General features: G+C 30.6%; 32 protein-coding genes and 1 riboswitch. Of the genes, 18 read left to right on the top strand and 14 right to left on the bottom strand.

Going from position 1 to position 25,318, the window contains the following annotated elements; genetic code table 11:
* The first annotated feature begins 16 nt into the window (after nucleotides 1–16).
* From AMN83_RS03610 to AMN83_RS03585, 6 genes are all read left to right on the top strand, one after another.
* Nucleotides 17–979 carry an aldo/keto reductase gene (locus AMN83_RS03610; protein WP_075504313.1) on the top strand — a complete coding sequence of 321 codons (963 nt, stop codon included), beginning with the start codon at nucleotides 17–19 and terminating at the stop codon, nucleotides 977–979.
* Between the two features lie 140 nt (nucleotides 980–1,119).
* On the top strand, nucleotides 1,120–2,364 hold the full coding sequence (locus AMN83_RS03605) for an ABC transporter substrate-binding protein (protein WP_075504312.1): 1,245 nt from the start codon (nucleotides 1,120–1,122) through the stop codon (nucleotides 2,362–2,364).
* Nucleotides 2,365–2,440: 76 nt separating this feature from the next.
* Nucleotides 2,441–3,361, top strand: a complete 921-nt coding sequence (locus AMN83_RS03600) for a carbohydrate ABC transporter permease (RefSeq protein ID WP_075504311.1) — start codon at nucleotides 2,441–2,443, stop codon at nucleotides 3,359–3,361.
* Nucleotides 3,362–4,213, top strand: a complete 852-nt coding sequence (locus tag AMN83_RS03595; protein WP_075504310.1) for a carbohydrate ABC transporter permease — start codon at nucleotides 3,362–3,364, stop codon at nucleotides 4,211–4,213.
* 1 nt (nucleotide 4,214) lies between these two features.
* Nucleotides 4,215–5,543 (top strand): alpha-glucosidase/alpha-galactosidase, encoded by a 1,329-nt coding sequence (locus AMN83_RS03590; protein WP_075504309.1) that lies wholly within the window; start codon nucleotides 4,215–4,217, stop codon nucleotides 5,541–5,543.
* Nucleotide 5,544: 1 nt separating this feature from the next.
* The gene (locus tag AMN83_RS03585; RefSeq protein ID WP_075504308.1) at nucleotides 5,545–6,906 is read left to right on the top strand and encodes a GH1 family beta-glucosidase; all 1,362 of its coding nucleotides are present in this window, start codon (nucleotides 5,545–5,547) and stop codon (nucleotides 6,904–6,906) included.
* Between the two features lie 39 nt (nucleotides 6,907–6,945).
* Here the strand turns inward: AMN83_RS03585 and AMN83_RS03580 are convergent, their stop codons facing one another.
* Complete coding sequence (locus tag AMN83_RS03580) at nucleotides 6,946–8,022, bottom strand: ABC transporter ATP-binding protein (RefSeq protein ID WP_075504307.1); 1,077 nt, start codon at nucleotides 8,020–8,022, stop codon at nucleotides 6,946–6,948.
* 257 nt (nucleotides 8,023–8,279) lie between these two features.
* On the opposite strand from AMN83_RS03580, the gene AMN83_RS03575 reads away from it, so the two are divergent.
* The 7 genes from AMN83_RS03575 to AMN83_RS03545 all read left to right on the top strand — a co-directional run bounded on the left by AMN83_RS03575 (nucleotide 8,280) and on the right by AMN83_RS03545 (nucleotide 12,416).
* Nucleotides 8,280–8,606 carry a GYD domain-containing protein gene (locus AMN83_RS03575; protein WP_075504306.1) on the top strand — a complete coding sequence of 109 codons (327 nt, stop codon included), beginning with the start codon at nucleotides 8,280–8,282 and terminating at the stop codon, nucleotides 8,604–8,606.
* Between the two features lie 62 nt (nucleotides 8,607–8,668).
* Nucleotides 8,669–9,661, top strand: coding sequence for a GTP 3',8-cyclase MoaA (gene moaA, locus AMN83_RS03570; RefSeq protein WP_075504305.1), 993 nt, complete (start codon nucleotides 8,669–8,671; stop codon nucleotides 9,659–9,661).
* Nucleotides 9,661–10,206: a cyclic pyranopterin monophosphate synthase MoaC gene (moaC, locus tag AMN83_RS03565; protein WP_075504304.1), complete on the top strand. Its 546-nt coding sequence runs from the start codon at nucleotides 9,661–9,663 to the stop codon at nucleotides 10,204–10,206. The genes moaA and moaC overlap by 1 nt, the downstream gene beginning before the upstream one ends.
* Nucleotides 10,206–10,475: a MoaD/ThiS family protein gene (locus AMN83_RS03560; RefSeq protein WP_075504303.1), complete on the top strand. Its 270-nt coding sequence runs from the start codon at nucleotides 10,206–10,208 to the stop codon at nucleotides 10,473–10,475. Before moaC ends, AMN83_RS03560 begins: the two co-directional genes overlap by 1 nt.
* The gene (locus tag AMN83_RS03555; RefSeq protein WP_075504302.1) at nucleotides 10,475–10,921 is read left to right on the top strand and encodes a molybdopterin synthase catalytic subunit; all 447 of its coding nucleotides are present in this window, start codon (nucleotides 10,475–10,477) and stop codon (nucleotides 10,919–10,921) included. The genes AMN83_RS03560 and AMN83_RS03555 overlap by 1 nt, the downstream gene beginning before the upstream one ends.
* Nucleotide 10,922: 1 nt before the next feature.
* Nucleotides 10,923–11,828, top strand: coding sequence for a protein-methionine-sulfoxide reductase catalytic subunit MsrP (msrP, locus tag AMN83_RS03550; protein WP_075504301.1), 906 nt, complete (start codon nucleotides 10,923–10,925; stop codon nucleotides 11,826–11,828).
* 6 nt (nucleotides 11,829–11,834) lie between these two features.
* Complete coding sequence (locus tag AMN83_RS03545) at nucleotides 11,835–12,416, top strand: protein-methionine-sulfoxide reductase heme-binding subunit MsrQ (RefSeq protein ID WP_075504300.1); 582 nt, start codon at nucleotides 11,835–11,837, stop codon at nucleotides 12,414–12,416.
* Here AMN83_RS03545 and AMN83_RS03540 read toward each other — a convergent pair.
* The 7 genes from AMN83_RS03540 to AMN83_RS03510 all read right to left on the bottom strand — a co-directional run bounded on the left by AMN83_RS03540 (nucleotide 12,399) and on the right by AMN83_RS03510 (nucleotide 18,318).
* Nucleotides 12,399–12,974, bottom strand: coding sequence for a nucleotidyltransferase family protein (locus AMN83_RS03540; RefSeq protein WP_075504299.1), 576 nt, complete (start codon nucleotides 12,972–12,974; stop codon nucleotides 12,399–12,401). The genes AMN83_RS03545 and AMN83_RS03540 overlap by 18 nt on opposite strands.
* Complete coding sequence (locus AMN83_RS03535; protein WP_075504298.1) at nucleotides 12,971–13,651, bottom strand: XdhC family protein; 681 nt, start codon at nucleotides 13,649–13,651, stop codon at nucleotides 12,971–12,973. The genes AMN83_RS03540 and AMN83_RS03535 overlap by 4 nt, the downstream gene beginning before the upstream one ends.
* Nucleotides 13,651–13,980, bottom strand: a complete 330-nt coding sequence (locus AMN83_RS03530) for an XdhC family protein (RefSeq protein WP_075504297.1) — start codon at nucleotides 13,978–13,980, stop codon at nucleotides 13,651–13,653. The genes AMN83_RS03535 and AMN83_RS03530 overlap by 1 nt, the downstream gene beginning before the upstream one ends.
* 21 nt (nucleotides 13,981–14,001) lie before the next feature.
* Nucleotides 14,002–14,787 (bottom strand): FAD binding domain-containing protein, encoded by a 786-nt coding sequence (locus tag AMN83_RS03525; protein ID WP_075504296.1) that lies wholly within the window; start codon nucleotides 14,785–14,787, stop codon nucleotides 14,002–14,004.
* A gap of 7 nt (nucleotides 14,788–14,794) precedes the next feature.
* Nucleotides 14,795–17,173, bottom strand: a complete 2,379-nt coding sequence (locus AMN83_RS03520; protein WP_075504295.1) for a xanthine dehydrogenase family protein molybdopterin-binding subunit — start codon at nucleotides 17,171–17,173, stop codon at nucleotides 14,795–14,797.
* Between the two features lie 20 nt (nucleotides 17,174–17,193).
* Nucleotides 17,194–17,655 carry a (2Fe-2S)-binding protein gene (locus AMN83_RS03515; protein ID WP_075504294.1) on the bottom strand — a complete coding sequence of 154 codons (462 nt, stop codon included), beginning with the start codon at nucleotides 17,653–17,655 and terminating at the stop codon, nucleotides 17,194–17,196.
* Nucleotides 17,656–17,751: 96 nt separating this feature from the next.
* On the bottom strand, nucleotides 17,752–18,318 hold the full coding sequence (locus AMN83_RS03510; protein WP_075504293.1) for a CoxG family protein: 567 nt from the start codon (nucleotides 18,316–18,318) through the stop codon (nucleotides 17,752–17,754).
* Nucleotides 18,319–18,339: 21 nt separating this feature from the next.
* Between AMN83_RS03510 and AMN83_RS03505 the strand changes: the two genes are divergently transcribed.
* Nucleotides 18,340–18,585: a DUF1244 domain-containing protein gene (locus tag AMN83_RS03505; protein ID WP_075504292.1), complete on the top strand. Its 246-nt coding sequence runs from the start codon at nucleotides 18,340–18,342 to the stop codon at nucleotides 18,583–18,585.
* Here the strand turns inward: AMN83_RS03505 and AMN83_RS03500 are convergent, their stop codons facing one another.
* Nucleotides 18,586–19,086, bottom strand: coding sequence for a molybdenum cofactor synthesis domain-containing protein (locus tag AMN83_RS03500; protein WP_075504291.1), 501 nt, complete (start codon nucleotides 19,084–19,086; stop codon nucleotides 18,586–18,588).
* Between the two features lie 9 nt (nucleotides 19,087–19,095).
* On the opposite strand from AMN83_RS03500, the gene AMN83_RS03495 reads away from it, so the two are divergent.
* From AMN83_RS03495 to AMN83_RS03485, 3 genes are all read left to right on the top strand, one after another.
* Complete coding sequence (locus AMN83_RS03495) at nucleotides 19,096–19,842, top strand: sulfite exporter TauE/SafE family protein (protein ID WP_075504290.1); 747 nt, start codon at nucleotides 19,096–19,098, stop codon at nucleotides 19,840–19,842.
* A 36-nt stretch (nucleotides 19,843–19,878) separates the two neighbouring features.
* Nucleotides 19,879–20,469, top strand: coding sequence for a putative 2OG-Fe(II) oxygenase (locus AMN83_RS03490; protein ID WP_075504289.1), 591 nt, complete (start codon nucleotides 19,879–19,881; stop codon nucleotides 20,467–20,469).
* A gap of 91 nt (nucleotides 20,470–20,560) precedes the next feature.
* A riboswitch (SAM riboswitch) is annotated at nucleotides 20,561–20,626 on the top strand.
* A gap of 5 nt (nucleotides 20,627–20,631) precedes the next feature.
* The gene (locus tag AMN83_RS03485) at nucleotides 20,632–21,534 is read left to right on the top strand and encodes a homocysteine S-methyltransferase family protein (protein WP_075504288.1); all 903 of its coding nucleotides are present in this window, start codon (nucleotides 20,632–20,634) and stop codon (nucleotides 21,532–21,534) included.
* Here AMN83_RS03485 and AMN83_RS03480 read toward each other — a convergent pair.
* Nucleotides 21,527–22,414: a DMT family transporter gene (locus AMN83_RS03480; RefSeq protein WP_075504287.1), complete on the bottom strand. Its 888-nt coding sequence runs from the start codon at nucleotides 22,412–22,414 to the stop codon at nucleotides 21,527–21,529. The two genes, AMN83_RS03485 and AMN83_RS03480, sit on opposite strands and share 8 nt — an antisense overlap.
* Complete coding sequence (locus AMN83_RS03475; RefSeq protein ID WP_075504286.1) at nucleotides 22,411–22,893, bottom strand: YbaK/EbsC family protein; 483 nt, start codon at nucleotides 22,891–22,893, stop codon at nucleotides 22,411–22,413. The genes AMN83_RS03480 and AMN83_RS03475 overlap by 4 nt, the downstream gene beginning before the upstream one ends.
* A gap of 137 nt (nucleotides 22,894–23,030) precedes the next feature.
* Here AMN83_RS03475 and glnA point away from each other — a divergent pair, with 137 nt between their 5' ends.
* The gene (glnA, locus tag AMN83_RS03470; RefSeq protein WP_075504285.1) at nucleotides 23,031–24,437 is read left to right on the top strand and encodes a type I glutamate--ammonia ligase; all 1,407 of its coding nucleotides are present in this window, start codon (nucleotides 23,031–23,033) and stop codon (nucleotides 24,435–24,437) included.
* A gap of 9 nt (nucleotides 24,438–24,446) precedes the next feature.
* Here the strand turns inward: glnA and AMN83_RS05215 are convergent, their stop codons facing one another.
* The 3 genes from AMN83_RS05215 to AMN83_RS03460 form a co-directional block, all read right to left on the bottom strand.
* Nucleotides 24,447–24,617 carry a hypothetical protein gene (locus AMN83_RS05215; RefSeq protein ID WP_023855029.1) on the bottom strand — a complete coding sequence of 57 codons (171 nt, stop codon included), beginning with the start codon at nucleotides 24,615–24,617 and terminating at the stop codon, nucleotides 24,447–24,449.
* 66 nt (nucleotides 24,618–24,683) lie between these two features.
* Nucleotides 24,684–25,019, bottom strand: a complete 336-nt coding sequence (locus AMN83_RS03465) for a HesB/IscA family protein (protein ID WP_072091219.1) — start codon at nucleotides 25,017–25,019, stop codon at nucleotides 24,684–24,686.
* A complete protein-coding gene (locus tag AMN83_RS03460) occupies nucleotides 25,019–25,318 on the bottom strand; it encodes an SUF system Fe-S cluster assembly protein (protein WP_075485463.1) in 300 nt (99 codons plus the stop codon). The genes AMN83_RS03465 and AMN83_RS03460 overlap by 1 nt, the downstream gene beginning before the upstream one ends.

Here is a 25,318-nt window from a genome sequence, read left to right as displayed (position 1 = left end):
TAATAAAAATTAATTTGTGAAAAAAAATAAAATTAAAGATACTGGTTTGGAAGTTACAGAATTAAGTTTTGGAACATCCTCTTTGGGGAGTATGCCAGATACTTATGGTTATGAAGTACCAAAACAAAGGGCTCAAGAAACGTTAAAAAGATTTTTTCAAGGTCCAGTAAATATGCTTGATACTTCAAGAAATTATGCAATGGGAGAAAGTGAAAAAAGGATTGGAATAGCAATAAAGGAAAATAAGGGTTGGCCAGAAAATTTTATCTTATCAACAAAAATTGATAGAAATATGGATACGCTAGTTCTTGATAAAAAAAGAACAAGAGAATCTATTGAAGAAAGTTTAAAAACTTTAAATGTAGACTCTGTTGATATTTTATTTCTTCATGATCCAGAATACGTAAAAGATATAAATGATATCACTAAAAAAGATGGGGCCTTGGATGAGTTATTTAAAATAAAAGAAGAGGGTTTAGCTAAGGCAGTTGGTTTAGCTATGGGAAAAATAAATATAATGTTTCCTCTTTTAAAAAATTGGGACTTTGATGTGATAATTAATCATAACAGATATACTTTATTAAACAGAGAAGCAGATGAAATGTATAGCTATGCTCACAGTAAAAATATATCTATTTTTAATGCTGCTCCTTACGCTGGTGGTATTTTAGCAAAAGGTCCAAGTAACTTTAAAAAAATAACTTATCAAGATGTTACAGAAGAAAAACTTGCACCTGCTAGAGAAATAGAAAAAGTTTGTAAAATGTATAATGTTGAAATGGGTGCAGCTGCCTTACAGTTTTCAATGAAAGATAAAAGAATTACCTCTACTCTATGCGGTGTTACTAGCATTCAGAGTATTGAAAAAAACCTGTCTTGGGCTAAAACAAATATCCCAGAAGAATTTTGGAACGAAGTTTTAAAATTACCTTACTCAAGCAAAGATCCAGAATCTGAAAGAAAATATACACCTGGTTAAATTTTAAAAAAATTATAAGTAAGATAATTATATATTTATTTTGTTAATTTAATTATCAACAATTTATGGGGATAATTTTTAATTGTAATCAATTTTAAAAATACATAATCTATTAAACATAAATTAAAAAAGGAGCATAAATGAAAAAGGTTATTATCTCATTAATAATGATGTTTGGAATAATCTCTTCAACTTCATTTGCTGGTACTTTGGTGATAAATACAGACACATCTGATGCAGCACCAAAAGAAGCTTTTGAATATATTATTAAAAAATTTGAAGAAGAGAACCCAGACGTCACAGTAAAATGGAATGTTTTTGACCATGAAGGTTACAAACAATCCATAAGAAATTTTTTAAACACTGATCCACCTGATGTTGCAAACTGGTATGCTGGAAATAGAATGTTACCATTTGTAAGAGCAGGTTTGTTTGAAGATGTCTCTGATATTTGGAAAGACTCAGGTTGGGTAGACGGAAACCTTTCTGAAAATATGGAGCATGCTAAAAAATCTATGACGATTGGTGGTAAGCAATGGGGTATTCCTTACACTTATTATCAGTGGGGCGTGTATTACAGGAAAGATTTATTTACAGCAAATGGAATATCTGTACCAAAAACATGGGATGATTTTGTAGCTGCATGCGCTACGTTAAAAGCTGCAGGTATTACACCTATTACAATCGGATCAAAGTATCTTTGGACAACAGCTGGTGTTTTTGATTATTTAAATCTTAGAACAAATGGCTATGAGTTCCATATGGATTTAACACTAGGTAAGGTTCCTTACACAGATCCAAAAGTGCAAGCAGTATTTGATAAATGGGATGAGCTTGTAAAGCCTGGATACTTCTTAGAAAATCATGCAGCACTTAGTTGGCAAGAAGCTTTAACTCCTATGGTGAACGGTGAAGCAGCAATGTATGTAATGGGTAACTTTGCTGTTGCTCCTTTAAAAGAGGCTGGCTTAAGAGATTCTAATTTAGGTTTCTTCCAGTTCCCTGAAATCACACCAGGTATCCCAATGGCTGAAGAAGCACCTACGGACACTGTGCATATACCTTCTAAAGCTAAAAATAAAACTGATGCTAAGCGTTTCTTAATATTTATGTCTCGAGCAGATGTGCAAGAAGAGATCAATAAAATATTAGGTCAGCTTCCTATTAACAAGAACTCTAGTGTTAAAAAGGGAGATCCATTCTTAAAAGCAGGATTGAATATGCTAAATAATGCTTATGCAATGGCGCAATTCTACGATAGAGATGCTCCAGCTCAAATGGCATCAGAGGGTATGAAAGGCTTTCAAGAATATATGTCTAATCCTGACAGAAGACAAAAAATCTTAGAAAGATTAGAAAAAGTACGTCAAAAAGTTTATAAATAAACTTTTAGCTTAACTGTGGGGCTTACTGGCCCCTCAGTTAAAAATTCGATTTCATCAATTTTTAAAATATAACTATATGGAACTAAATAATCCAAAAACTAAAAGAATTACTTGGTGGCAAAAAAATCAAATTAAAATAAGCCCATGGATTTTTCTAGCTCCAGGATTAATATTTTTTTCCATTTATGTAATAGCACCGATATTTGTATCTATTGGCATTTCTTTTTATCAATGGGATGGATTATCTCCATCTATATATGTTGGTCTTCAAAATTACATTGAACTTTTAGATGATGAATATTTTTATATTTCACTTTGGAATAATCTTAAATGGTTAATATTTTTTATGTTAGCAGTTCCTATTGGCTTAGGACTAGCAATATTTTTAAATCAAATTGTTTTTGGAATTAGATTAATTAAATCTCTATTTTTTTTTCCATTTGTTATTTCTCAAGTAGTCATTGGACTTATTTTTACTTGGTTTTACCAACCAAATTATGGTGTTATTGCACCCTTTCTAAATTTTATTGGATTAGAAGGATTTTCAATTCTTGCAAATGAAAATACTGCAACTTATGGGATAATATTTGCAGGTCTATATCCACAAATTGCTTATTGTTTAATTTTATATTTAACAGGACTTAACAATATTAACCCTGAACAAATTGAGGCTGGGAGAATGGATGGCGCCAAAGGATTTCATTTATTTTGGAATATAGTGCTTCCTCAACTAAGGCACGCTACCTTTTTAGCAATTGTAGTAACTGTGATTGGTGCGCTTAGAAGTTTTGATATGGTGGCAATAATGACTCAAGGTGGACCTTATGGTTATTCAAATGTGTTAGCGTATTACATGTTTGAGCAAGCTTTAAGTGAATACGGTTACAGAATGGGATACGGGTCAGCAATAGCAACTGTTTTGTTTACAATAATGATGTTTTATATTTTATTTTTTATATACAGAATGTATCGAAACGAGAGGGAGGATAATAACTAAATGTTCCCTACTCCAATTCATCAAAGACCAATCGTAAATCAATATATTTATAAAATATTTTTACCTATCTCATTAATTATTTGGTTGATACCGATTTTTGGTATTTTAATGACATCAATAAGAGGTTTGGGAGATATTACTGCAGGAAATATGTGGGGAACTCCAAGTGAATTTTTACTTTTTTCAAATTTATACGATGTTTTCACTAACACTCCAATGATCAAATACACTCTAAATAGTTTTAAAGTAACTATTCCAACAATGTTAGGAGCGGTTGCTTTAAGTTGTATGACTGGCTTTGCTCTTGCGAATTATAAGTTTAAGACAAATTTAATAATATTTTTTATTTTTATAGCCGGAAACTTTGTTCCATTTCAAATTTTAATGATACCGGTTAGAGATCTGACTTTTAAAATTGGTCTCTACAACACTATTACAGGATTGGTTTTATTTCATGTAGCTTTTCAAACAGGTTTTTGCACACTTTTTATGAGAAATTTTATTAAAGCGTTACCTCAAGAGCTTATCGAGGCTGCGAGAATGGATGGAGCATCTGAATTTAGAATATTTTGGAAGATAATATTACCTTTGACTAGACCAGCTATAGCAGCACTGTGTGTTTTAATTTTTACATTTATATGGAACGATTATTTTTGGGCAACCGTCTTAATACAAGGTGATCATGCAATGCCAATTACTGCTGGATTAAAATCATTAAATGGTCAATGGATTACAGCTTATCACTTGCTATCAACTGGATCTATTGTTGCTGCGATACCTCCTGTTATTATGTTTTTTTTAATGCAAAAACATTTTATTGCTGGATTAACTCTTGGAGCAACTAAAGGTTAGTATGATTAAAGTTACTTTTATTGGAGCAGGAAGCACTGTATTTATGAAAAATATACTTACAGATATTCTGCTTGAAAAAAATTTCAGTAACTGTGAAATAGTTTTGCAAGATATTGATGATAGAAGATTAAAAACCTCAAATTTGGTTGCAGAAAAAGTTTCAAAATCAATAGGTGCAAATCCAAAGATTATAATCGAAAAAAATCAAAAAAAAGCACTTAGTGGAGCTGACTTTGTAATATTAATGTTTCAAATAGGAGGTTATGAGCCCTCTACAGTTATTGATTTTGAAATTCCGGCAAAGTATGGACTAAAACAAACTATTGGTGACACTTTAGGAATAGGTGGAATCATGAGAGGATTAAGAACTGTCCCCGCTTTATTGTCAGTTGCAAAAAATATGAGTGAAGTTTGTCCAAGCGCAACTATGTTGCAGTATGTTAATCCTATGGCAATTAATTGTTTAGCATTGTCTAAGTTTGCACCTGAGCTTAAATATGTTGGACTTTGTCATTCTGTACAAGGAACTGCTGAAGATTTAGCAAAAGATATTGGCGAGGATATAAAAAACATTAGTTATGAATGTTCAGGAATCAATCATATGTCTTTTTATACTAAGTTTGAAAAAATTAATCCTGAGGGAAAAAAAGAAAATCTTTATCCTAAAATTTTTAAAGCTGGAAAAGAAAAAAAATTTGGTACCAATTGGGATGGATGCACGAACGAAGTTAGATATAAAGTTTTAGAAAAATTTGGATATTTTGTTACTGAGTCATCCGAACACTTTGCAGAATATACTCCTTGGTTTATTAAAAATAACAGAGAGGACTTATTAAGTGAATTCAATATTCCAATTAATGAATATATTCGAAGGTGCAAAAAACAAATTAAAGAGTGGGATCAACAAGAGCAAAATTTATTAGATGGAGAAAAATTTGTTTGTGAGAAATCTTTAGAGTATGCTTCACGGATAATTGTATCAATTGTTGACGGAAAAGAAGACACAGTTCATGGAAATGTTTTGAATAACAAGTTAATTTCTAATTTACCAGATGATTGTTGTGTTGAAGTACCATGTAAAATAAATAATGAGGGAATTAACCCTCAAAAAGTTGGGGATTTACCTATGCATTTAGCAAACCTAATGAAAACTAATATAAATGTTCAACAATTAACTGTTGAAGCTTTAAGAACCAAAAAAAAAGAGACCATTTATCATGCGGCTATGCTAGATCCACTTACTTCTTCTTTATTAAGTTTAGATCAAATTAGTTCTATGGTAGATGAGTTATTAAAAGCTCATAAAAATTGGATACCAGAATTTAACTAACATGAAAAATAAATTTCCTAATGATTTTTTTTGGGGAACGGCTACAGCAAGTTACCAAATAGAGGGTGCTACAGATAAAGATGGAAAAAGCAAAAGTATTTGGGATACTTTTACACATACACCTGGAAAAGTTAAAAATAATGAAAACGGAGATACTGCTGTAGACCATTATCATAGATACGAAGAAGATATTGAGCTGATGGCTAATATAAATTTAAATTCATATAGATTTTCTTTAGCGTGGACCAGGATTATCCCTGAAGGGATAGGTAAAATAAACCCTAAAGGAGTAGATTTTTATTCAAGGTTGATAGACAAGTGTTTAGAAAAAAATATTGAGCCTTTCATAACTTTATATCATTGGGACCTTCCTCAATCACTGCAAGATAAAGGGGGTTGGGCAAATAGAGATATAACAAATATATTTTCAGATTATTCAGAGGCTATTGTTAAAAATTTTGGAGATAGATGTAATCATTTTATCACATTTAATGAACCACAAGTTTTTACTATTCATGGATATGTAGATGGTTACATGGCTCCAGGATACAAAGATTTAGAAAAATACTTTGCATCAATACATAATGTTAATCTTGCACATGGCAAAGCTTTTCAAGCAATGAAATCTTTAAATAATAATATAAAAATTGGCTGCACTTTTAATATGGCGCCATGTATTCCTGCCACAAAATCAAGTGAAGATCTTCATGCAACTAAATTATTCGATACTTATTGGAATAGATCATTTGCCGACCCTATGTATCTTGGAAGATATCCTGAATTACTAATTGATGATGTCTCAAAACATATTCATCAAGATGATATGAAAAATATTTTTCAAAAAAATGATTTTATTGGATTAAATCATTATCAACATATTAGAATTAAAGCTGATAATAAAAGTTTACTTAAAGCAAGAGGAGCATTCAATGATGAATTGCCTTTTGGTCTTGAGGGCAAAGATGCAAAGTTAACTCTTATGGGATGGGAAATTGTTCCAGATGCTTATTATGATCAAATTATGGATTTAAAAAATAATTATGGAAATCCAGATATTTATCTAACTGAAAATGGTGCAGCATATCCAGATTTAATAGAAAAAAATGGAGAAATAAACGACACCGATCGTATTGATTATTTTAAAAAATATTTAAGTGCTGTAAAAAAATCTATTGATGATGGAGCTAAAGTTAAAAGTTACTTTGCATGGACATTCATGGATAATTTTGAATGGGCGTTAGGATTTGAAAAGAGATTTGGAATAGTGCATGTTGATTTTAAAACTTTAAAAAGAACACCTAAAAAATCGTACTATTTTTTCAAAAAGCTTGTAGAACAAAATTCAATTCCTTTTGATTTTTAATTTATTAAATCTAAATAAAAACTTACTTAAAAAGATAAATTATTTAAAAGCTAAATTATTTTCGTCAAATAAATGACATTTATTTAAATCAAAACTTAAGCTTAAATTGTCTCCAATATTAGCTGAATTCTCACCATCTGTTTGAACAACTAATGGTTCTCCATCTTTCTCTAAATATAGAAATGTAGATGAACCCAATTTTTCAATTACGAACACCTTGCTATTCCAGCATTTTTCACCAGTATTAATTAATATATGTTCAGGTCTGATACCAATCTTTACACTATCGCCAGGTGAAACTTTATCTGAAGTTTTTGGAACAATAATTTTTCCTTGTCCTAAAATTTCAACTTCAGTTCCAGAGCTATTAGAGCTTATAACTTTAGAATTGATAAAGTTCATCTTTGGTGAACCAATAAAACCACCAACAAATAAATTTTCTGGTTCATTGTATAATTTTAAAGGTGATCCTTTTTGAGATACTATTCCATGATCTAATACAACTATGTCATCTGCAAGTGTCATTGCTTCAGTTTGATCGTGAGTAACATAAATCATCGTTGCATTTAATTGATCATGTAATTTAGCAAGCTCTACTCTCATCTGAACTCTTAAAGCTGCATCTAAATTAGATAAAGGTTCATCAAATAAAAATACTTTTGGCTTTCTTGTAATTGCTCTACCAATTGCAACTCTTTGTCTTTGTCCTCCTGACAATTGTTTTGGTTTTCTCTCCAAGTATTCTTCGATTTGAAGAATTTTAGCAGCCTCCATAACTCTCTCTGTAATTTCATCTCTAGATTTTTTTTCAATCTCTAAACCAAAAGCCATGTTATCGAACACTGTCATGTGTGGATACAAAGCATATGATTGAAAGACCATTGCTATATTTCTTTCTGATGGTGGAAGATCATTAATAACTTGTCCATCAATTGAAATTGTTCCTGAGTTAACCTCTTCTAAACCAGCAATCATCCTTAGCATTGTTGATTTACCACAGCCACTTGGCCCAACAAATACAGTGAAAGATTCACTTTTAATTTCTAAAGACACATCTTTGATTACATGTGTGGACCCAAAAGATTTATTAATTTTCGAAATATTTATCTCTGCCATCTTAAGTTAATATTATTTTTAAGTATTTATTAATAACCTCTAGTTTAAATTTAAGTTCTATTAAAATTTAAAATAAAAATAAATCTATATATAAAGGTGCACAACTAATATGAAAATTTAAAATACTATCTCAAGTTGTAATTTCTCAAATATTAATTTTTAAATTAATATATTTAAAATTCACATAACTAATATTTAATTTTTTCATTAATTATTTTTCTTCTATAATGTTACTTTATAATAAGTAGGAGGTAACTATGGCTAAATTTATAGTAATGGGCAATTATACAGCTCAAGCTTTTAAGGGATTTATAGGTAATCCAGATCAAGACAGGGCTGCAGCAGCTACTGCTTTATCAGAGGCAGTAGGAGGAAAAATGGAATCTTTTATGATAACAAGAGGAGCTTATGATTTTGTAGGAGTTGTGAGTGGTAGTATTGGATTTGAAGGTGCAGCAGCAGTTAAGCTAGCAGTTGAAGCTTCTGGAGCTATAACAAATTTTACCATATTAGAGGAAATGGATATGGGTAAAGCTGCAGGCATGGCATCAAAAGCTATGGCTAATTATAAACCAGCAGGTTAAAGCTAGATTTTAAGTTAATTCTATCATGATTAATTTTATTAATTATGATAGCTTTAACTTAAATGAAAATGTTAAGAGATAGTTTTGGTAGGTCTTTTCCATATATAAGACTTTCGATCACCGATGTATGTAATTTTAAGTGCGGCTATTGTCTACCTAATGGTTACCAAGTTGATAAGAGCGATAATAGAAAATTTCTTCACTTAGAGGAAATTAGACGTTTAGCAAAAGTTTTTTCAAAATTGGGTGTATGCAAAATTAGACTTACTGGAGGTGAACCAACGGTAAGAAAAGATTTTTTTGATATAATCAAGATCTTAAAAAATGAAGCTGGAATAAAAAAAGTTGTAATTACCACAAACGGTTATCATTTAGATGAAAAAGCAAAGATGTTAGTGGATAGTGGTTTAAACGGCATTAATATTAGCATTGATAGTCTAAATAGAAATACATTCAAAAGTGTAACAGGTCATGATCGATTACCAGAGATTTTAAAAGGAATTAGTATCTTACAAGATTTGAATTTTGAAAATATTAAGATCAATGCAGTTCTTTTAAATGGAATAAATGCATCAGACAAAGATTTTGAGTCTTGGGGAAAATTTATAAAAATGAACAAAGTGGATTTTCGATATATAGAGTTAATGCAAACAGGTGATAACCTAGATTATTTTAAAAAATACCATGTATCTTCAAAAATCTTTAAAGAATACTTAAATAAAAATAATTGGATTTACCAAACCTTAGGTAAAGATGCTGGGCCGTCACTAAATTATATCAATCCAGAATATAAAGGGAAATTTGGAATCATAGCGCCCTACTCTAAAGATTTTTGTAGAAGCTGTAATAGATTAAGAATTACATCAAGAGGAGATCTTAGATTATGCCTATTTGGAAATACTGGAATAAGTATAAGACATTTATTACAAAAAGATGATCAAATTGAAGAATTACAAGATCTTATAATGGGTCAAATGAAATTTAAAAAAGAATCTCACCATTTGGAACTTGGTGAAACTGGTTTAACTAAAAATTTATCTACCACAGGTGGCTAATGTCAAAATTAAAAATTATAAATCAAGAAGAGCTTAAAGATTGGGCGAAAGAAATATTTCAAAAAAATTCTTTCAATATGGTTGATGTTTCTTCAAAAAAAGAAACTTTTAGAAGAGCACTTGCGTCAGGTAAAATTTATGTTGGAAAAGAGGTTTTCGATCTAATTAAAAATAAGAAGATGCCTAAAGGAGATCCCATTACTTTAGCTGAAGTATCAGCTGTGTTGGGTGTAAAAAAAACAAGTGAACTTATTCCTCTATGTCACCCACTTCCAATTGACCATACGGCTACTAAAATAATTATGAATGAATTAGACCATTCATTAGAAGTTTTTTGCGTAGTTTCTGCAGTAGCAAAAACAGGTGTTGAAATGGAAGCTATAATGGGTGTTAACTCTGCCTTAATCACAATTTATGATTTAAGCAAAATAGTAAATCCACATCTTAAAATTGATAACGTAAAATTATTAATTAAAGAAGGTGGAAAAAGTGGATTATGGAAAAACCCTGATGGTCTTCCAGATTTTTTAAAAAATATTTTTTAATGAAAATATCAGTTGAACTATTTGGCGCAGCTAGAGAATTTAGTACTAAATCCCATTTAGACTTTGAATTAATTGAAAATTCTTCAATAAAAGATCTTAGAAACCACATGATAGAGTTTATTGATATAAAATTTAAAGGAAATGAAACTTTTAAAAAAATTATTAAATCATCAGCTTTTTGTTCGTCTGATGATAAAATTGTCTCAGACAATTATAAAATAGTTAAAAAACAAAACTTTAGCATTATACCTCCTATAGGAGGCGGTTAATGCTACATACTAAAATTATTGATGCTTCAAAAAAAGAGAAGATAGAAATTTCAAAAGCAGAAAATTTTTTAAATCAATCAAAATTTGGCGCTGTAATATATTTTGTTGGGACTGTAAGAGATTTAAATGAAAATAAAACAGTTACTGGTATTACCTATGATGCCAAAGAAAGTATGGTTATAAAAAGTTTTGAAGAAATTTATGAAGAAGCCGATAACAAGCTAAATATTAGAGAAAAAGCAGTATTTATTGAGCATGTTAAAGGATATGTGGGTTTAAAAGAAAAAAGCATCATTATTGGTGTAGCTTGCAAACATAGGGATCAAGCTTTTGTATTATCTAGATATATAATTGAAGAAATTAAAAAAAGATCACCTATTTGGAAAAAAGAGCATTATGAAAATGAGGACAGTGAGTGGTTAAAAGGAATATCTCTAAATAATTAAAATGATAAAATTCAAAAATTCAGAAATTACACCAGAGAATATTTATAAAAAAAGAAGATCTTTCATTAAATCTATAGGTCTTAGTGCAAGCACATTAGCAATGTCCGCTATACCCTTTGTAAATAAATCTTTAGCAAGTGAGAGAGATAAATTAACAAGTTATAAAGATATTACGACTTATAATAATTATTATGAGTTTGGAACATCAAAGAGTGATCCTCATAGAAATTCTCAAATATTTAAAACAACTCCTTGGGATATAACTATTGAGGGTGAAGTTGAAAAACCAATAAAATTATCTATGGAAGAAATCTCAGAAATGTTTATTTCTGAGGAAAGAATATATCGATTAAGATGTGTTGAGGGTTGGTCTATGGTTATTCCATGGATGGGTTTTTCTTTAAGTAAATTACTATCAAAAGTAAATCCAACTAATAAAGCAAAATTTGTTGAATTTGAAAGTGTGTATGACCCTGCACAAATGAAAGGTCAAAGATACCCTGTTTTAAACTGGCCTTACAATGAAGGTCTAAGAATTGATGAAGCCATGCATCCTTTGACAACGGTAGTGACAGGTTTATATGGCAAGAAACTACCTAATCAAAACGGAGCACCACTAAGAATTTTTATTCCTTGGAAGTATGGTTTTAAAAGTGCAAAAGCTATTGTTAAAATTAAATTTGTCGAAAACATGCCTACCTCATCATGGATGTGGGCTTCGCCTAGAGAATATGGATTTTACTCAAATGTTAATCCCAATGTTGATCACCCAAGATGGTCTCAAGCAACTGAAAGAATAATAGGCGAAGGTGTTTGGGCACCTAGAGTAAAGACCTTAATGTTTAATGGTTATGGAGATGAAGTTGCAAGTCTTTATAGCGGTATGGATTTAAAAAAAAATTTCTAAATTAAATTGAGTAGATATTCTAAAACTCTAGTTTTTTTTCTCTCTCTTTGGCCAATTTATGTGATTTCTTATCAAATAATTTTTAATAAATTAGGTCCAGAGCCTGTTGATAGAATCATAAATCACTTTGGAGAATGGACTTTGATATTTATTCTTTTAACTCTTTCAATGACACCGCTTAAGAAAATCACAAAATCAGTAGAGTGGATCAAGTTTAGAAGAATGCTTGGTTTGTTCACTTTTTTTTATGCATCTATTCATATGTTAAGTTATGTTGGTCTTGATTACAGATTTGATTTTGAGCCACTGATAAACGATGTTTTAAAAAAGAAGTTTATCTTTATAGGATTTTCAGCTTGGCTGTTATTAATCCCACTTGCTGTAACTTCATCTGAGAGAATGGTTAGACTGTTAAAACAAAATTGGAAAAAAATTCATAGATTAATTTATATAATTGGGATTTTTGGCGTGCTTCATTATATTTGGCTGTCAAAAACAATATTTTTCAAACCACTTATATTTTTAATTATTTTAGTAATTCTTTTACTTTTTAGAATTAAAATTACTAGATCAGCTTCTAAAATCTGAGGCTTTATCAAAATCTTTAAAAGATTTAATACCCATAGTTTTAATAAAATTTGTTCTATTTTTGAGCCTTTTAACCATAAATTTTGCTCCAAACTGACCTTTAATATTTTTAAATTTTTTTATTAAAGAACTGTCAAAACCAATAGGATTACCTACTCTAGTTTTATATTTTAAAGCATGTATTAAAAATTTTTTAGAATTTATAGATCTACAAATTTTATTTATATCTGATTGTTTAACAAATGGCATATCAGACTGAGCTACAATAAAGCCCTTATCATTTTTAGATATTTTTTTTAATCCTATTTTTATAGAAGAGGCCATCCCTTTTTTGTAATTTTTGTTGTAGGTAAAAATAATTTTTTTATTTTTTTTTATTATTTTTTTCAATTCTTTGTGTTGATGACCAAGAACTATAATAATTTTGTTTACTTTACTTTTTGTTAATACATTTAATGAATAATTTATTAACGGTTTGTTTTTATATAACTTAATAAGTTTATTTTCTGATTTCATTCTTTTTGATTGGCCAGCTGCAAGTAATATTGCTTTAATCACTTTTTATAAGTTTCTGATACTAATTGAGCTATAATAGATAAAGCAATTTCTGGAGCAGATTTACCACCAAGCTTAATTCCAATTGGTCCGTGAATTGAATTAATTTCATCATTAGTAAATCCTGCTTCGGCTAATCTTTGACATCTATTTTCATGAGTTTTTTTACTACCAAGTGCTCCAATATAATAAAATTTATTTTTTAATGCGTATTGCAAAGCAGGATCATCTATTTTTGGATCATGTGTTAAAGCAATTAAGGCTGTACTTGAATTTGTTTCAATTTCTTCAAAAGCTTCTTTTGGCCATTTGTTAATAACTTTAATTTCAGGAAATCTTTGCTCAGATGCAAAATATCCTCTTGGATCTATGATACTAATTTCAAAATTTAAACTTTTTGCAAAATCAACTAAATATTGTGCAATATGCACAGCCCCAACAATAATTACTTTTATTGGTTTTATATAAGTTTCAACAAATATCTCTGAATTTTCTATAACCCCGTTTTTTTTTGATTTAAAAAAATTTTCTATTTCAACAGCATATTTTGAAAATTCTCCTTTTGGAGAAGTACCAGGTAAATAAATTTCACTATCACCATTTTCTAAATTTGTAAGTATTGCAAACTCAGTTTTTGATGATTTTTTTTTTAATATTTCTTCGAGTGTTTTAATTTTCATTAGTGTATCTGCTCAATATATACTGCTATTTCTCCACCACATGCTAGGCCCACTTCCCACGCGCTCTCGTTCGAAACTTTAAATTCTATTTTTTTACAAGGCTTGTTGTCTTTAATTAATGATAGACACTCACTTACAACTGCAGACTCCACACATCCACCAGAAACTGATCCTGAAAAATCTCCTTTTTCGTTCACAATCATTCTGCTACCGACTTGTCTAGGTGATGATCCCCATGTTTGAATTACAGTTGCTAAAACTACTTTTTGATTAGCTTTGATCCAATCTTTAGCTTCGTCTAAAATTTTCTCATCAAATGAATTTTTCATCTGATAAAATATAGTTTCTAACTAACAAGCATCAACGGCTTTTTTAGCCTGAGTGACAACTAAACTAGCTCTAAAATCTGCAGAAGCATGCATATCAGAGTTCATTTCTGAACTATCTAGATCCATTCCATCTATTGAAGAAGAGGAAAAATTACCCGATAGAGCTTTCGACATTTCTTTATCATTATAAACACATGATTTTGCACCAGTAACTGCAACGTTTACATCTTCTTTATGTTTAGCCACATATACTCCAACGATTGCATATCTAGATGCAGGATTAGGATGTTTTTGATAGCTAGATTTTTCTGGTATTTGAAATTCTATAGCTTCTATTAACTCACCTTTTTTTAAAGCTGTCTCGAACATTCCTTTAAAAAACTTTGCCGCTTCAATTTTTCTTTCATTTGTATGTATTGTCGCGTTTAAAGCAATACAGGCTGATGGATAATCTGCCGATGGATCATTATTTGCTATTGATCCACCTATAGTTCCTCTATTTCTAACTTGAGGATCACCAATTCCTTCAGCCAAACTAGATAACGATGGAATTGCTTTTTTTACATCTTTAGAATTTGAAACTTCAACATGTTTGGTTGCGGCTCCTATTGTAACTGACTTCCCACTTACTTTTATACCACTTAATTTTTTAATATTTTTAATATCAATTAAATCTTTGTAAGTAGCTAATCCTAATTTCATTGAAGGAATGGTAGTCATTCCTCCTGCTAAAAAAGCAGAACTAGATGAAGCAAGTTTAGATGCCTCTTTACTATCTTTTGCTGAATGATAATTAAAATCTTTCATAAACCTCCTATGCTGCTTTTGCGTTAGATTTTTTTAGATTCTTACAAGCCTTCCACACTTTTTCAGCTGTTGCTGGCATAGTAACCTCTTGTCCACCTAAGGCATCAATTACAGCATTCATCACAGTAGGTGGTGCTGCTATTGCTCCCGCTTCTCCGCAACCTTTAACTCCTAAAGGATTTGTGGTTGCATGTGTACAAGTATAACCAATGTTGAACTCAGGGAAATTATCTGCACGTGGCATCGTATAATCCATATAAGATCCAGTCATCAACTGACCTGTTTCATCATACTCTGCATTTTCATACAATGCTTGACCAATACCTTGAGCAAGGCCACCATGAACTTGTCCTTCGACAACCATTGGATTAATTATTCTTCCAAAATCATCACAAGCTGTATATTTTTCTAGCTTCACATGACCAGTTTCTGGATCTATCTCAACTTCAGCAATATGTGTTCCTGCTGGAAAAGAAAAGTTTGAAGGATCATAAAAAGAAGTTTCTTTTAAACCAGGCTCATCACCCTCTGGCAATGGAGATTTCATTTCATCTCTTACACCCGGTAAATAACAAGCAAAAGCTACTTCTCCTATTGTTTTCTTTTTATTTGATTTAGAAACAATAAATTCACCATCTTTAAACTCAACATCTTCTGGATTTGCCTCTAACATTTTAGCTGTAACTCTTTTACCTTTTTCAACTATTTTTTTGCAAGCATTTACAATAGCAATACCACCAACAGCTAAAGATCTAGAACCGTATGTCCCCATACCAAATGTTCCTTTATCTGTATCTCCATGAACGATATCTATATTTTCTATTGGTACACCTAACTCATCAGCTGCTATTTGGGCAAAAGTTGTTTGGTGGCTTTGTCCATGACTATGTGAACCTGTGTAAACAGTGACTTGTCCAGTTGGATTAAATCTAACCTCTGCAGATTCCCATAATCCAACTCCACATCCTAAAGACATTACAGCAGCCGAAGGAGCAATACCGCATGCTTCAAAATATGAAGTAACACCTATTCCTCTTAGTTTTCCTTTGGCTTCAGACTCTTTTCTTCTTGCCTCAAAACCTTTGTAGTCTGCCATTTGTTTTGCCTTTTCCATTCCAGCAACATAATCACCGGAATCTACAGTATGAACTAATGTTTGTTTAAAAGGAAATGCTGTAGGGAAATTTTTAATTCTAAGTTCAGTTTTATCTATCCCTAATTCCATTGAAGCTTTTTCAACTAATCTTTCAATAGTGTATGTAGCCTCTGGTCTTCCTGCACCTCTATAAGCATCTACTGGAGCTGTATTTGTATATACAGCTTTGACATTTGTATAAGCTGCTGGAATTTCATAAACTCCAGTTGCACAAGGTCCAAATAAATAAGTCGGTGTCACTGTACCAAATACTCGAGCATAAGCTCCAAGGTTTGCTATGGTCTCATTTTTAAAACCAAGAAACTTTCCATCTTTAGAAACCGCTAATTCTGCATGAGTTACATGATCTCTTCCATGTATGTCAGTTAAAAAAGATTCTGATCTTTCTGCAACCCACTTTATAGCTCTATTAATTTTTTTAGCTGCCCAGCTACAAACAATATCTTCATTGTAGACATTAATTTTTGAACCAAAACCACCACCAACATCTGGGGCTACAACTCTTAACTTATGTTCAGGAGCTACATTTCCAAAAGCAGACATTATCAATCTTGATAAATGTGGATTTTGACTTGTTGTATATAAAGTAATCTCTTCAGATGCTGCATTGAAATCGGCAACACATGCTCTTGGCTCCATTGCATTTGGAATTAATCTATTATTAATGATATCAATAGAAATTACTTTATCAGCCTTATCAAATGCTTCTTTAACTTTTTGTCTATCGCCTAACAACCAGTCAAAACAAAGATTTTTTTCGATGCCTTCATGAATAGTATCTCCATTCATAGCATCTGCAGTACTTGTGACTGCTTTTAGTACTTTGTAATCAACTTCAACTTTTTCTGCAGCTTCTTTTGCTTCTTCTAAACTTTCAGCAATTACAACTGCAACAGGATCTCCAACAAAATTTACATTATCTTTAGCTAGCGGAGGGTTTCCAGGACATTTCATTTCTGTACCATCTTCACTTCTGATTGCCCAACCTGCAATTAAACCTCCAATTTTATCATCTGCTATTTCTTTGCCTGTAAGTATGCTTACTACTCCTGATGATTTTAAAGCTTTATCAATATTTAATTTTTTAATAGATGCTCTTGCATGTGGAGACCTAACAAAAATCGCGTAAGTTTGATTTGCTAAATTAATATCTGCTGTGTATCTGCCTTTACCAGTTAAAAATCTTTTATCCTCTTTTCTCTCAACTCTAGAACCTACTAAACTTGCCATTTTCTTTTTCCTCCTTAAAATTACATTTTCGTTGCTGCTTCTTTAACTGCTGCAACAATATTTTGATAACCAGTACATCTACAAATATTTCCCTCTAACCAATCCCTAATTTCTGTATCTGATGGTTTTTTATTTTTTTGTAAAAGATCAACTGCACTCATAACCATTCCTGGAGTACAAAAACCACACTGTAAGCCATGAAGTTTTTTGAACGCTTCCTGCATTGGATGCATTTTTCCATTTGTTTCTAAACCCTCAATTGTTGTAACTTTTGATCCATTAACGTCAGCTGCTAAAGCCGTACAACTTTTTAAAGAATTTCCATCAACATGAACTACACATGCTCCGCATTGACTAGTGTCACATCCAATATGTGTACCTGTTAACTGTAAATGCTCTCTTAAAAATGTAGATAGTAAAGTGTTATCTGAAGCCTCTTTTTCGACTTTTCTTCCATTAACTTCTAGTGAAATTTTACCCATAATCTCTCCTTTAATTAATATCTTTACCCATTAAGATTTAATCATTTTGGGAATGTAAAGGCAACTATCAAATTTAAACTCTAGTAAAACTAGAATTTATTTTAAAAACACCCAATAAATTATGAAAATTCCTAGAACTACTGCGGCAGTTAAATATCTATAATTAATTTTTGACACGGGTACTTTTTGATCGTCGGACTCAACTATCTCACTTGATTCATTTTTTTCAGAAGAAATTAATTCAGAAAATTTACCAAAAAATATATCTGCCATTTTTTTTGCTGTCATATCTATAAGTCGTGAACCTACTTGTGCAATTTTACCACCTACTTGTGCTTCAACAGAGTAAATTAAATTTGTTCCATTGTCTGTATCCTCAAGTTTAACTTCAGCTTCTCCTGAAGCAAAGCCAACTAGAGAGTTTCCAGATCCTAATATCTTGTAGCTGTTAGGAGGGTTTAGATCTTTTAACTCAATATCGCCAGAAAATGTTGCATTAAAAGGTCCAATTTTATTTGTGGCTTTTGCAGAAAATTCAGTATCAGATTTTTTATTAAATTCTTCACATCCTGGGATTGCTTGTTTTAGTATTTCTGGATTATTTAAAGCATCCCAAACTTTTTGTTTCTCTAAATTAATTTTATAAGATCCTGTTAATTTCATAAATTAAACATATAATAAATTATGGACGAAAATACAAAAAAAGAATTACAGTCTGCAGCATTTGAAAGACTTATATCTCATCTAAGAGAAAGAAAAGATGTACAAAATATAGATCTAATGAATCTTGCAGGTTTTTGTAGAAACTGTCTTTCGAAGTGGTACAGAGAAGAAGCAGGAAAAAAAGGAATTGAAATTTCTGATCCTGATGCAAGACAGCATGTTTATGGAATGCCTTACTCTGAATGGAAAGACAAATATCAAAAATAATTATTTCTCTTTAAGTCTTGGAAATAATTCTACAAAATTACAAGGTTTATGATTAACGTTTAATTGATGCTTTAAGATTCCATCCCACGCATCAGTTACACCTCCTGAGGACCCTGGTAATGCAAATATATATTTACCATTAGATAAAGCTGCACAAGCTCTAGATTGTATAGATGATGTTCCAACTGTTTTTAGACTTATTGTTCTAAAAACCTCTCCAAATCCAGGTATATGTTTATCTGCAATTTCATTAACTGCTTCAGGAGTTATATCTCTTCCAGTAAGACCTGTTCCTCCCGTAGTAATAATAACGTCTATATCTTTTTGATAAGTCCATTCTTTTAAAATTTTTACAATATCTTCTTTATTGTCTTTACAAATTTTTCGATCAATTAATTGATGTTTTGCTTCTTTAATTTTTTCAACTAAGATTGCACCTGATTTATCATTATCAAATGTTCTTGTATCTGTTACAGTCAATAAAGCTATATTTACATCCATAATTTAAAAATGATTATATTATCAATTCTTTTCTTTGTAACTGCATTAATATACTCAAGTGTTGGTTTTGGGGGAGGCTCAACATATCTTGCAATACTTTTAATTTGGGGTGTACCTTACACAATATTTCCGGTTATAGCTCTTGTATGCAATATTATTGTTGTATCTGGTAATTCTATTAATTTTATAAGATCTAAAAACATAAATTTTAATTTACTTTTTCCTTATTTAATTGGCTCTATTCCATTTGCATTTATTGGAGGATCAATAAAAATTGAAAAAAGTTTATTTGAAATTTTATTATTTTGTGTTTTGTTGGTTGCAGGCATTTTTTTATTAATTGAAAGTAAATCTTTTAATAAAGACCAAATTAAAATTAATAAAATACCAAGATTAATCTCAATTTCTATTGGATCGATAATTGGCTTTATGTCAGGGTTAGTAGGAATTGGTGGAGGAATTTTTTTAAGCCCTCTTTTATTTTTAATGAAAGCTGGATACCCTAGACATATCACCAGTAGTGCATCTTTGTTTATTTTAATCAATTCTATCTTTGGAATAGCTGGACAGCTGACAAAAGATCAGGTTTTAGATCAGGTTACTAACTATTGGCCATTGTTTTTAGCGGTGCTTATTGGAGGACAAATTGGTAGCTTATTAAACATTAAATTTTTATCGAATAAAATTTTAGCTCTACTCACTTCTTTTCTTGTAATTTTTGTCGCAATAAGAATGGGAATTAAACTTATTGCTTAATCTTGAATTAATATACTTTTAATATATCTAAGCATTATGAAAAATATTAAGCCTTTTGGTCCATCAATTGGAAAAACAAAAATTTCAAAGAAATTTTTAAATATCTTGAACAAAGAGATTGATAATAAAGTTTTAACAAAAAATAATGATTATAGTTCTAAATTAGCCAGTCAAATTAAAAAAGAAATTAAAATTTCAAATAATTTTATAAAAAAGAATTTTGAGAGAGAAATAAAAAAAAATATCAAAGATTTTCTTAAAAATGAAAAAATTAAAAAAGTTAAAAATATAAAAATATTAAATTTATGGGTAGTTAGTCAATTTAAAGATGAATATAACCCTATTCATTATCATGATGGAGATATATCTGGTGTGGGTTATTTAAAAGTCCCAAAAAATATGACTAAAAATAAACTTTTAAAAAATAAAAAAGATAAGACTAATGGCACAATTGATTTTATAAACGGACAAAAGGGTTTTTTAAGCAGAGGTATTTTTAATATTGTGCCTAAAGAAAGAGACTTGATAATTTTTCCAAACTATTTGATGCATACTGCATATCCATTTAATATTAATGCTGAAAGAAGGTCTTTTTCTTTTAATGCTAAAATTATTTTAGATAAATAGTTTACAAACATTCATTTATCAATTAAAAACTAATTGCCGATTTGATCCTATTGCGGGCATAAACTGCTAAAATGGAAATCCCAAAATAATCAAATAAGCAAGGTAGTTGAACTGTATTGTGCACCTAGCATAAAGCTAAAGCACAAAAAAAGTGAAGACACAATGGATATTAATTTTTTTAAAGAGACGAGAATATTGGATGGTGGAATGGGTCAAGAGCTTTTGGCTCGAGGCATGAAGCCAAATGGAACTTTATGGAGTGCTAATGCGATACTAAATTCTGAATATCATGAATTAGTAGAGAGTACACACAAAGATTTTGTAAAAGCCGGGGCAGAAGTAATTGTTACAACAACTTTTACCACCAGAAGAAAAAGACTAAGTGAAAACAACATTGAAGATAAATTCGAATATCTTAATAAAAAAGCAGGAGAAATTGCTTTAAAAGTGAAATATGAATATCCAAATATAATGATTGCTGGAGGTTTGCCACCTCAACGTTTAACTTATGAAGAAGATACAAGAAGTGATGTTGAAATCACTAAAGACTTTAATGAACAGGCTAGATTATTAAATGAATATGTAGATTTTTATTACTTTGATGTTTGGAGCAGCATTAGAGAATTTAAATGTGGTATTGAGGCAATTAAAGAATTCAAAAAACCTTATTTAATAGGAATTCATATTTCAGAAGGTACAAAGTTACCTAGTGGTGAAAAAATTTCAGATATTAAAAGTATTATTGATGGAAATCTTTTAGGCGTTATGCTGTCTTGTGTTTCACCTGAAAATTATGAGCACAATCTTGAAGAAATCAAAAAATTAAACGTACCATTTGGATTTAAATTAAATGGATTTATGACCACTAAACCAAAAAACGGATATACAGCTAATTATTTAAAAACTAAGGGAAATCCAAATGAGTTTTTAGGAAAAAGATATGATCTTACACCAGATAAATTTCATGAAATTGCAAAAAAATTTAAAGAAAATGGAGCAACAATTATTGGAGGTTGTTGTGAAACTGGTCCTGATCACATAAAAGCAATGGCAAAACTTAAGTAACGTTTTTATAATCTGCTTTTCTTGCTAAATATATTCCAATAAATACAGCAATTAATGCAACAATAATTTTTGAGGTAATTATTTCATTAAGAAATATGTATCCTAAAATAATTCCAAATATTGGAATGATATATGAGACTTGTGAATGAAATATGAGACCATTTGTTTTTAAAATTCTGAATCTCAATAACCATGCTATCCCGGTAGGAAAAATTCCTAAATATATTACCGATATAATAGAGTCTGTTGAAGGATTTAACATCCAAGGTTTTTCAAAAATTAAAGTGAATGGAAAAAGTATAATTGTTGACCAAATTAAAATTGAACCTGTAACATTTTCATTTTCTTTATTGCTTATTTTTAAGGTTATTACTCCTCCAATTACATAGCAAGTTGATCCAAGTAGAATTAAAAGTGCAGCAACAAAGTTATTTCCATTTATTAAAAAGTCATCTGAAAACAAAAATACTATTCCTGAAAATCCTATTAATAATCCAATAGTTTTTAATAAGTTAAATTTTTCTCCTTTTAAAAAAAAGTGAGCTAGAACTGTTGAGCTTAATGGTGTTGTGGACATCAAGATAGCTGCTAAGTTACTTTGAACAAAATTCACTCCATAAGAAATTAGTATGAATGGAATAACTAAATTTACCAATCCAATGATTGCAAACCACTTCCAGTCTTTTGAGAATGCTTCAATTTTTATATTTTTATAAAAACATAAAATTAAAACTGGTATAGCTCCCAAAAAAGATCTTAAAAAACCTATTGTAATAGGTCCGAATGAGTATGTCGCAATCTTTATATTAAAAAAAGCAGATGCCCATATTAATGACAACAATGTCAACAACAAATAATCAACTAATTGTGGTTTTCTCATTCTGTTATTTCGTTTATCTCACCAGAGGTTAAGGCAATTAAATTTTCAAAATTTATTTCGAATACTGCATTAGGATGACCTGCGGCTGCAAAAATAGAAGAAAATCTATTTAAAGTTTCATCAATAAAAATTTTTATTTTTGTTAAATGTCCTGTTGGAGATACTCCACCAATTGTATATCCAGTAATTTTTTTAACATCTTCTGGGTTCGCCATTGAAACATCTTTTTCATCTAAAATTTTTTTTAATTTATTTAATGAACACCTTTTATCACCAGAAACTAAACATAAAACATAACTATCCCCTGCTCTAAAAAGTAAGCTTTTGACAATGGCTCCTACTTTGCAACCTAAAGCTGTAGCTGCATCGTTAGCTGTTCTGGCTGTTTGCTCTAAAACAATCACTTTAAGATTTGGGTTAAATTGTTTTAACGATTTTTCTGCTCTTAAAACCGGCTCTTTATTTAATATTGAATTCACAAGTTAAATATATTTATTATTTTAGTGACTAATTACACTACTTATGTGAAAATTGCATAGGTGTTATTTATTAAATAAGCAATATTTTTAAGTATTTTTTTGCTAATTAGGCCAGACAAAATTACATAGGAGACAAAATGAGTGCAGCAAACGTATTAAAATTTATCAAAGAAAAAGAAGCAGAATTTGTGGATCTAAGATTCACTGATCCAAGAGGAAAACTTCAACACTTAACAATGGATGCTTCAATAGTTGATGAAGGTATGTTGAATGAAGGTGTCTTTTTTGACGGTTCGTCTATTGCTGGTTGGAAAGCAATTAATGAGTCTGACATGATTTTAAAACCTGATACTGCAAGAATGTTCATGGATCCTTTTACGTCTCATAATACTGTGGTTTTGTTTTGTGACATTCTAGATGCAATTAAAAAAGATCCTTATGAAAGAGATCCAAGAGGTGTTGCTAAAAAAGCTGAAGAATATTTAAAAGCTTCAGGTATAGGTGATAAAGCCTTTTTTGGACCTGAACCAGAATTTTTTGTATTTGACGATGTAAGAATCAAAAATGATATGAATGAGTGTGGATTTAAATTGGATAGTAAAGAAGGTCCTTACAATTCAGGTAAAGAATATGAAAATGGAAATATGGGTCATAGACCTCAAATTAAAGGTGGATATTTCCCAGTACCACCAGTTGATAGTGAACAAGACATGCGTGGTGAGTATCTTAAAAATTTGAAAGAAGTTGGAATTAAAGTTGAAAAACATCACCATGAAGTTGCTCCTAGTCAGCACGAGCTTGGAATGTATTTTGGAACTTTAGTAAACCAAGCTGATAACGTGCAATTATATAAATATGTTGTTCAAATGGTTACACATTCATTTGGAAAAACTGCAACTTTTATGCCAAAGCCAGTTGCTGGTGACAATGGTTCAGGTATGCATATCCATCAATCCATTTGGAAAGGTGATACTCCGGTATTTTCAGGTGATGCGTATTCTGGATTAAGTGAAACCGCATTACATTATATTGGTGGAATTCTAAAACACGCTAAAGCAATTAATGCTTTTGCTAACTCTACAACAAACAGTTACAAAAGATTAATTCCAGGTTTTGAAGCTCCAGTTCTTCTTGCATATTCAGCAAGAAATAGATCTGCTTCTTGTAGAATACCGATCACATTAAGCAAAAAAGGTGCAAGATGTGAGATTAGATTCCCAGATGCTGCAGGAAACCCATATTTAACTTTCGCAGCTATGTTGATGGCTGGAATTGATGGAATTAAAAATAAAATTCATCCTGGTGAGTCTTTTGATAAAGATTTATATGAATTGCCACCTGAAGAAGTTAAAGCTATCCCAACAGTTTGTGGTTCTTTAAGAGAAGCAATGGAAAGTTTAGATAAAGACAGAGAGTTTTTAACTCAAGGTGGTGTCTTTACTGACGATCAGATTGATGCTTACATTGCTCTTAAGTTTGAAGAAATTCACAAATTTGAACATGCACCTCATCCTGTAGAGTTTGAGATGTATTACAGTAGCTAATAAATTTAATTACTGTCTAGTTGTTGCAATTGTATCTTTGTTAACACCTTTTTTAACTACGTAATCTTGTGTGCCGTTCGCACCGGTTTCAACTTCTTTACGTAGTTCTTTAAAGAATGTTTTTTCCTTTAAAGAGTCTTTTAAGTTTTTAACAAGATTTTTAAACTCAAATTTGTTCATAAAGAATCTATATACTAGATATGCATATAATGCAATACAGATATGCGATAAATGGGATAATACAACTTATGATATTTTGAAAGACTCTCCGCAGCCGCAACGCTCAGTTTCATTAGGATTATTGAACACAAATGATGAGGACAATTCCTCCTTTTTGTAATCCATTTCAGTGCCAAGCAGATACATAATAGCGGCTGAATCAACGAATACTTTCACACCCTTATCCTCTATAACTTCATCATTAGGATTTAACTCTTTTGTGTACTCCATCACGTATGACATCCCTGCGCAACCACCAGATTTCACTGATACTCTAACTCCGATAGAATCTTTTTCAGCATTAGACATTATCTCTTTTATTCGTAATGCTGCGTTATCACTTAATTTAATTATAGGGTTCATTATAAATTCAATTCTAATTTTGCTGCTTCTGACATCATATCTTTATTCCACGGTGGATCCCAAACTAACTCAAGATCAACATCCTCTATACCTTCAACTTGCATTGCACCATCTTTTACTTCTTTAGGTAAACTTTCAGCTACTGGGCAATTTGGTGTAGTCAAAGTCATTTTAATTTTAGCAAACTTATCGTCCTCAACCTTAATATCATAAATCAAACCCAATTCGTAGATATTTACAGGTAACTCAGGATCATAAATTTTTCTTATTTCTTCAATTATCTGTTCTTTTTTTGACAT

Source organism: Candidatus Pelagibacter communis, assembly GCF_001180025.1.
GTDB lineage: Bacteria > Pseudomonadota > Alphaproteobacteria > Pelagibacterales > Pelagibacteraceae > Pelagibacter > Pelagibacter ubique_A.
This window is presented reverse-complemented; position numbering and strand designations above follow the sequence as displayed.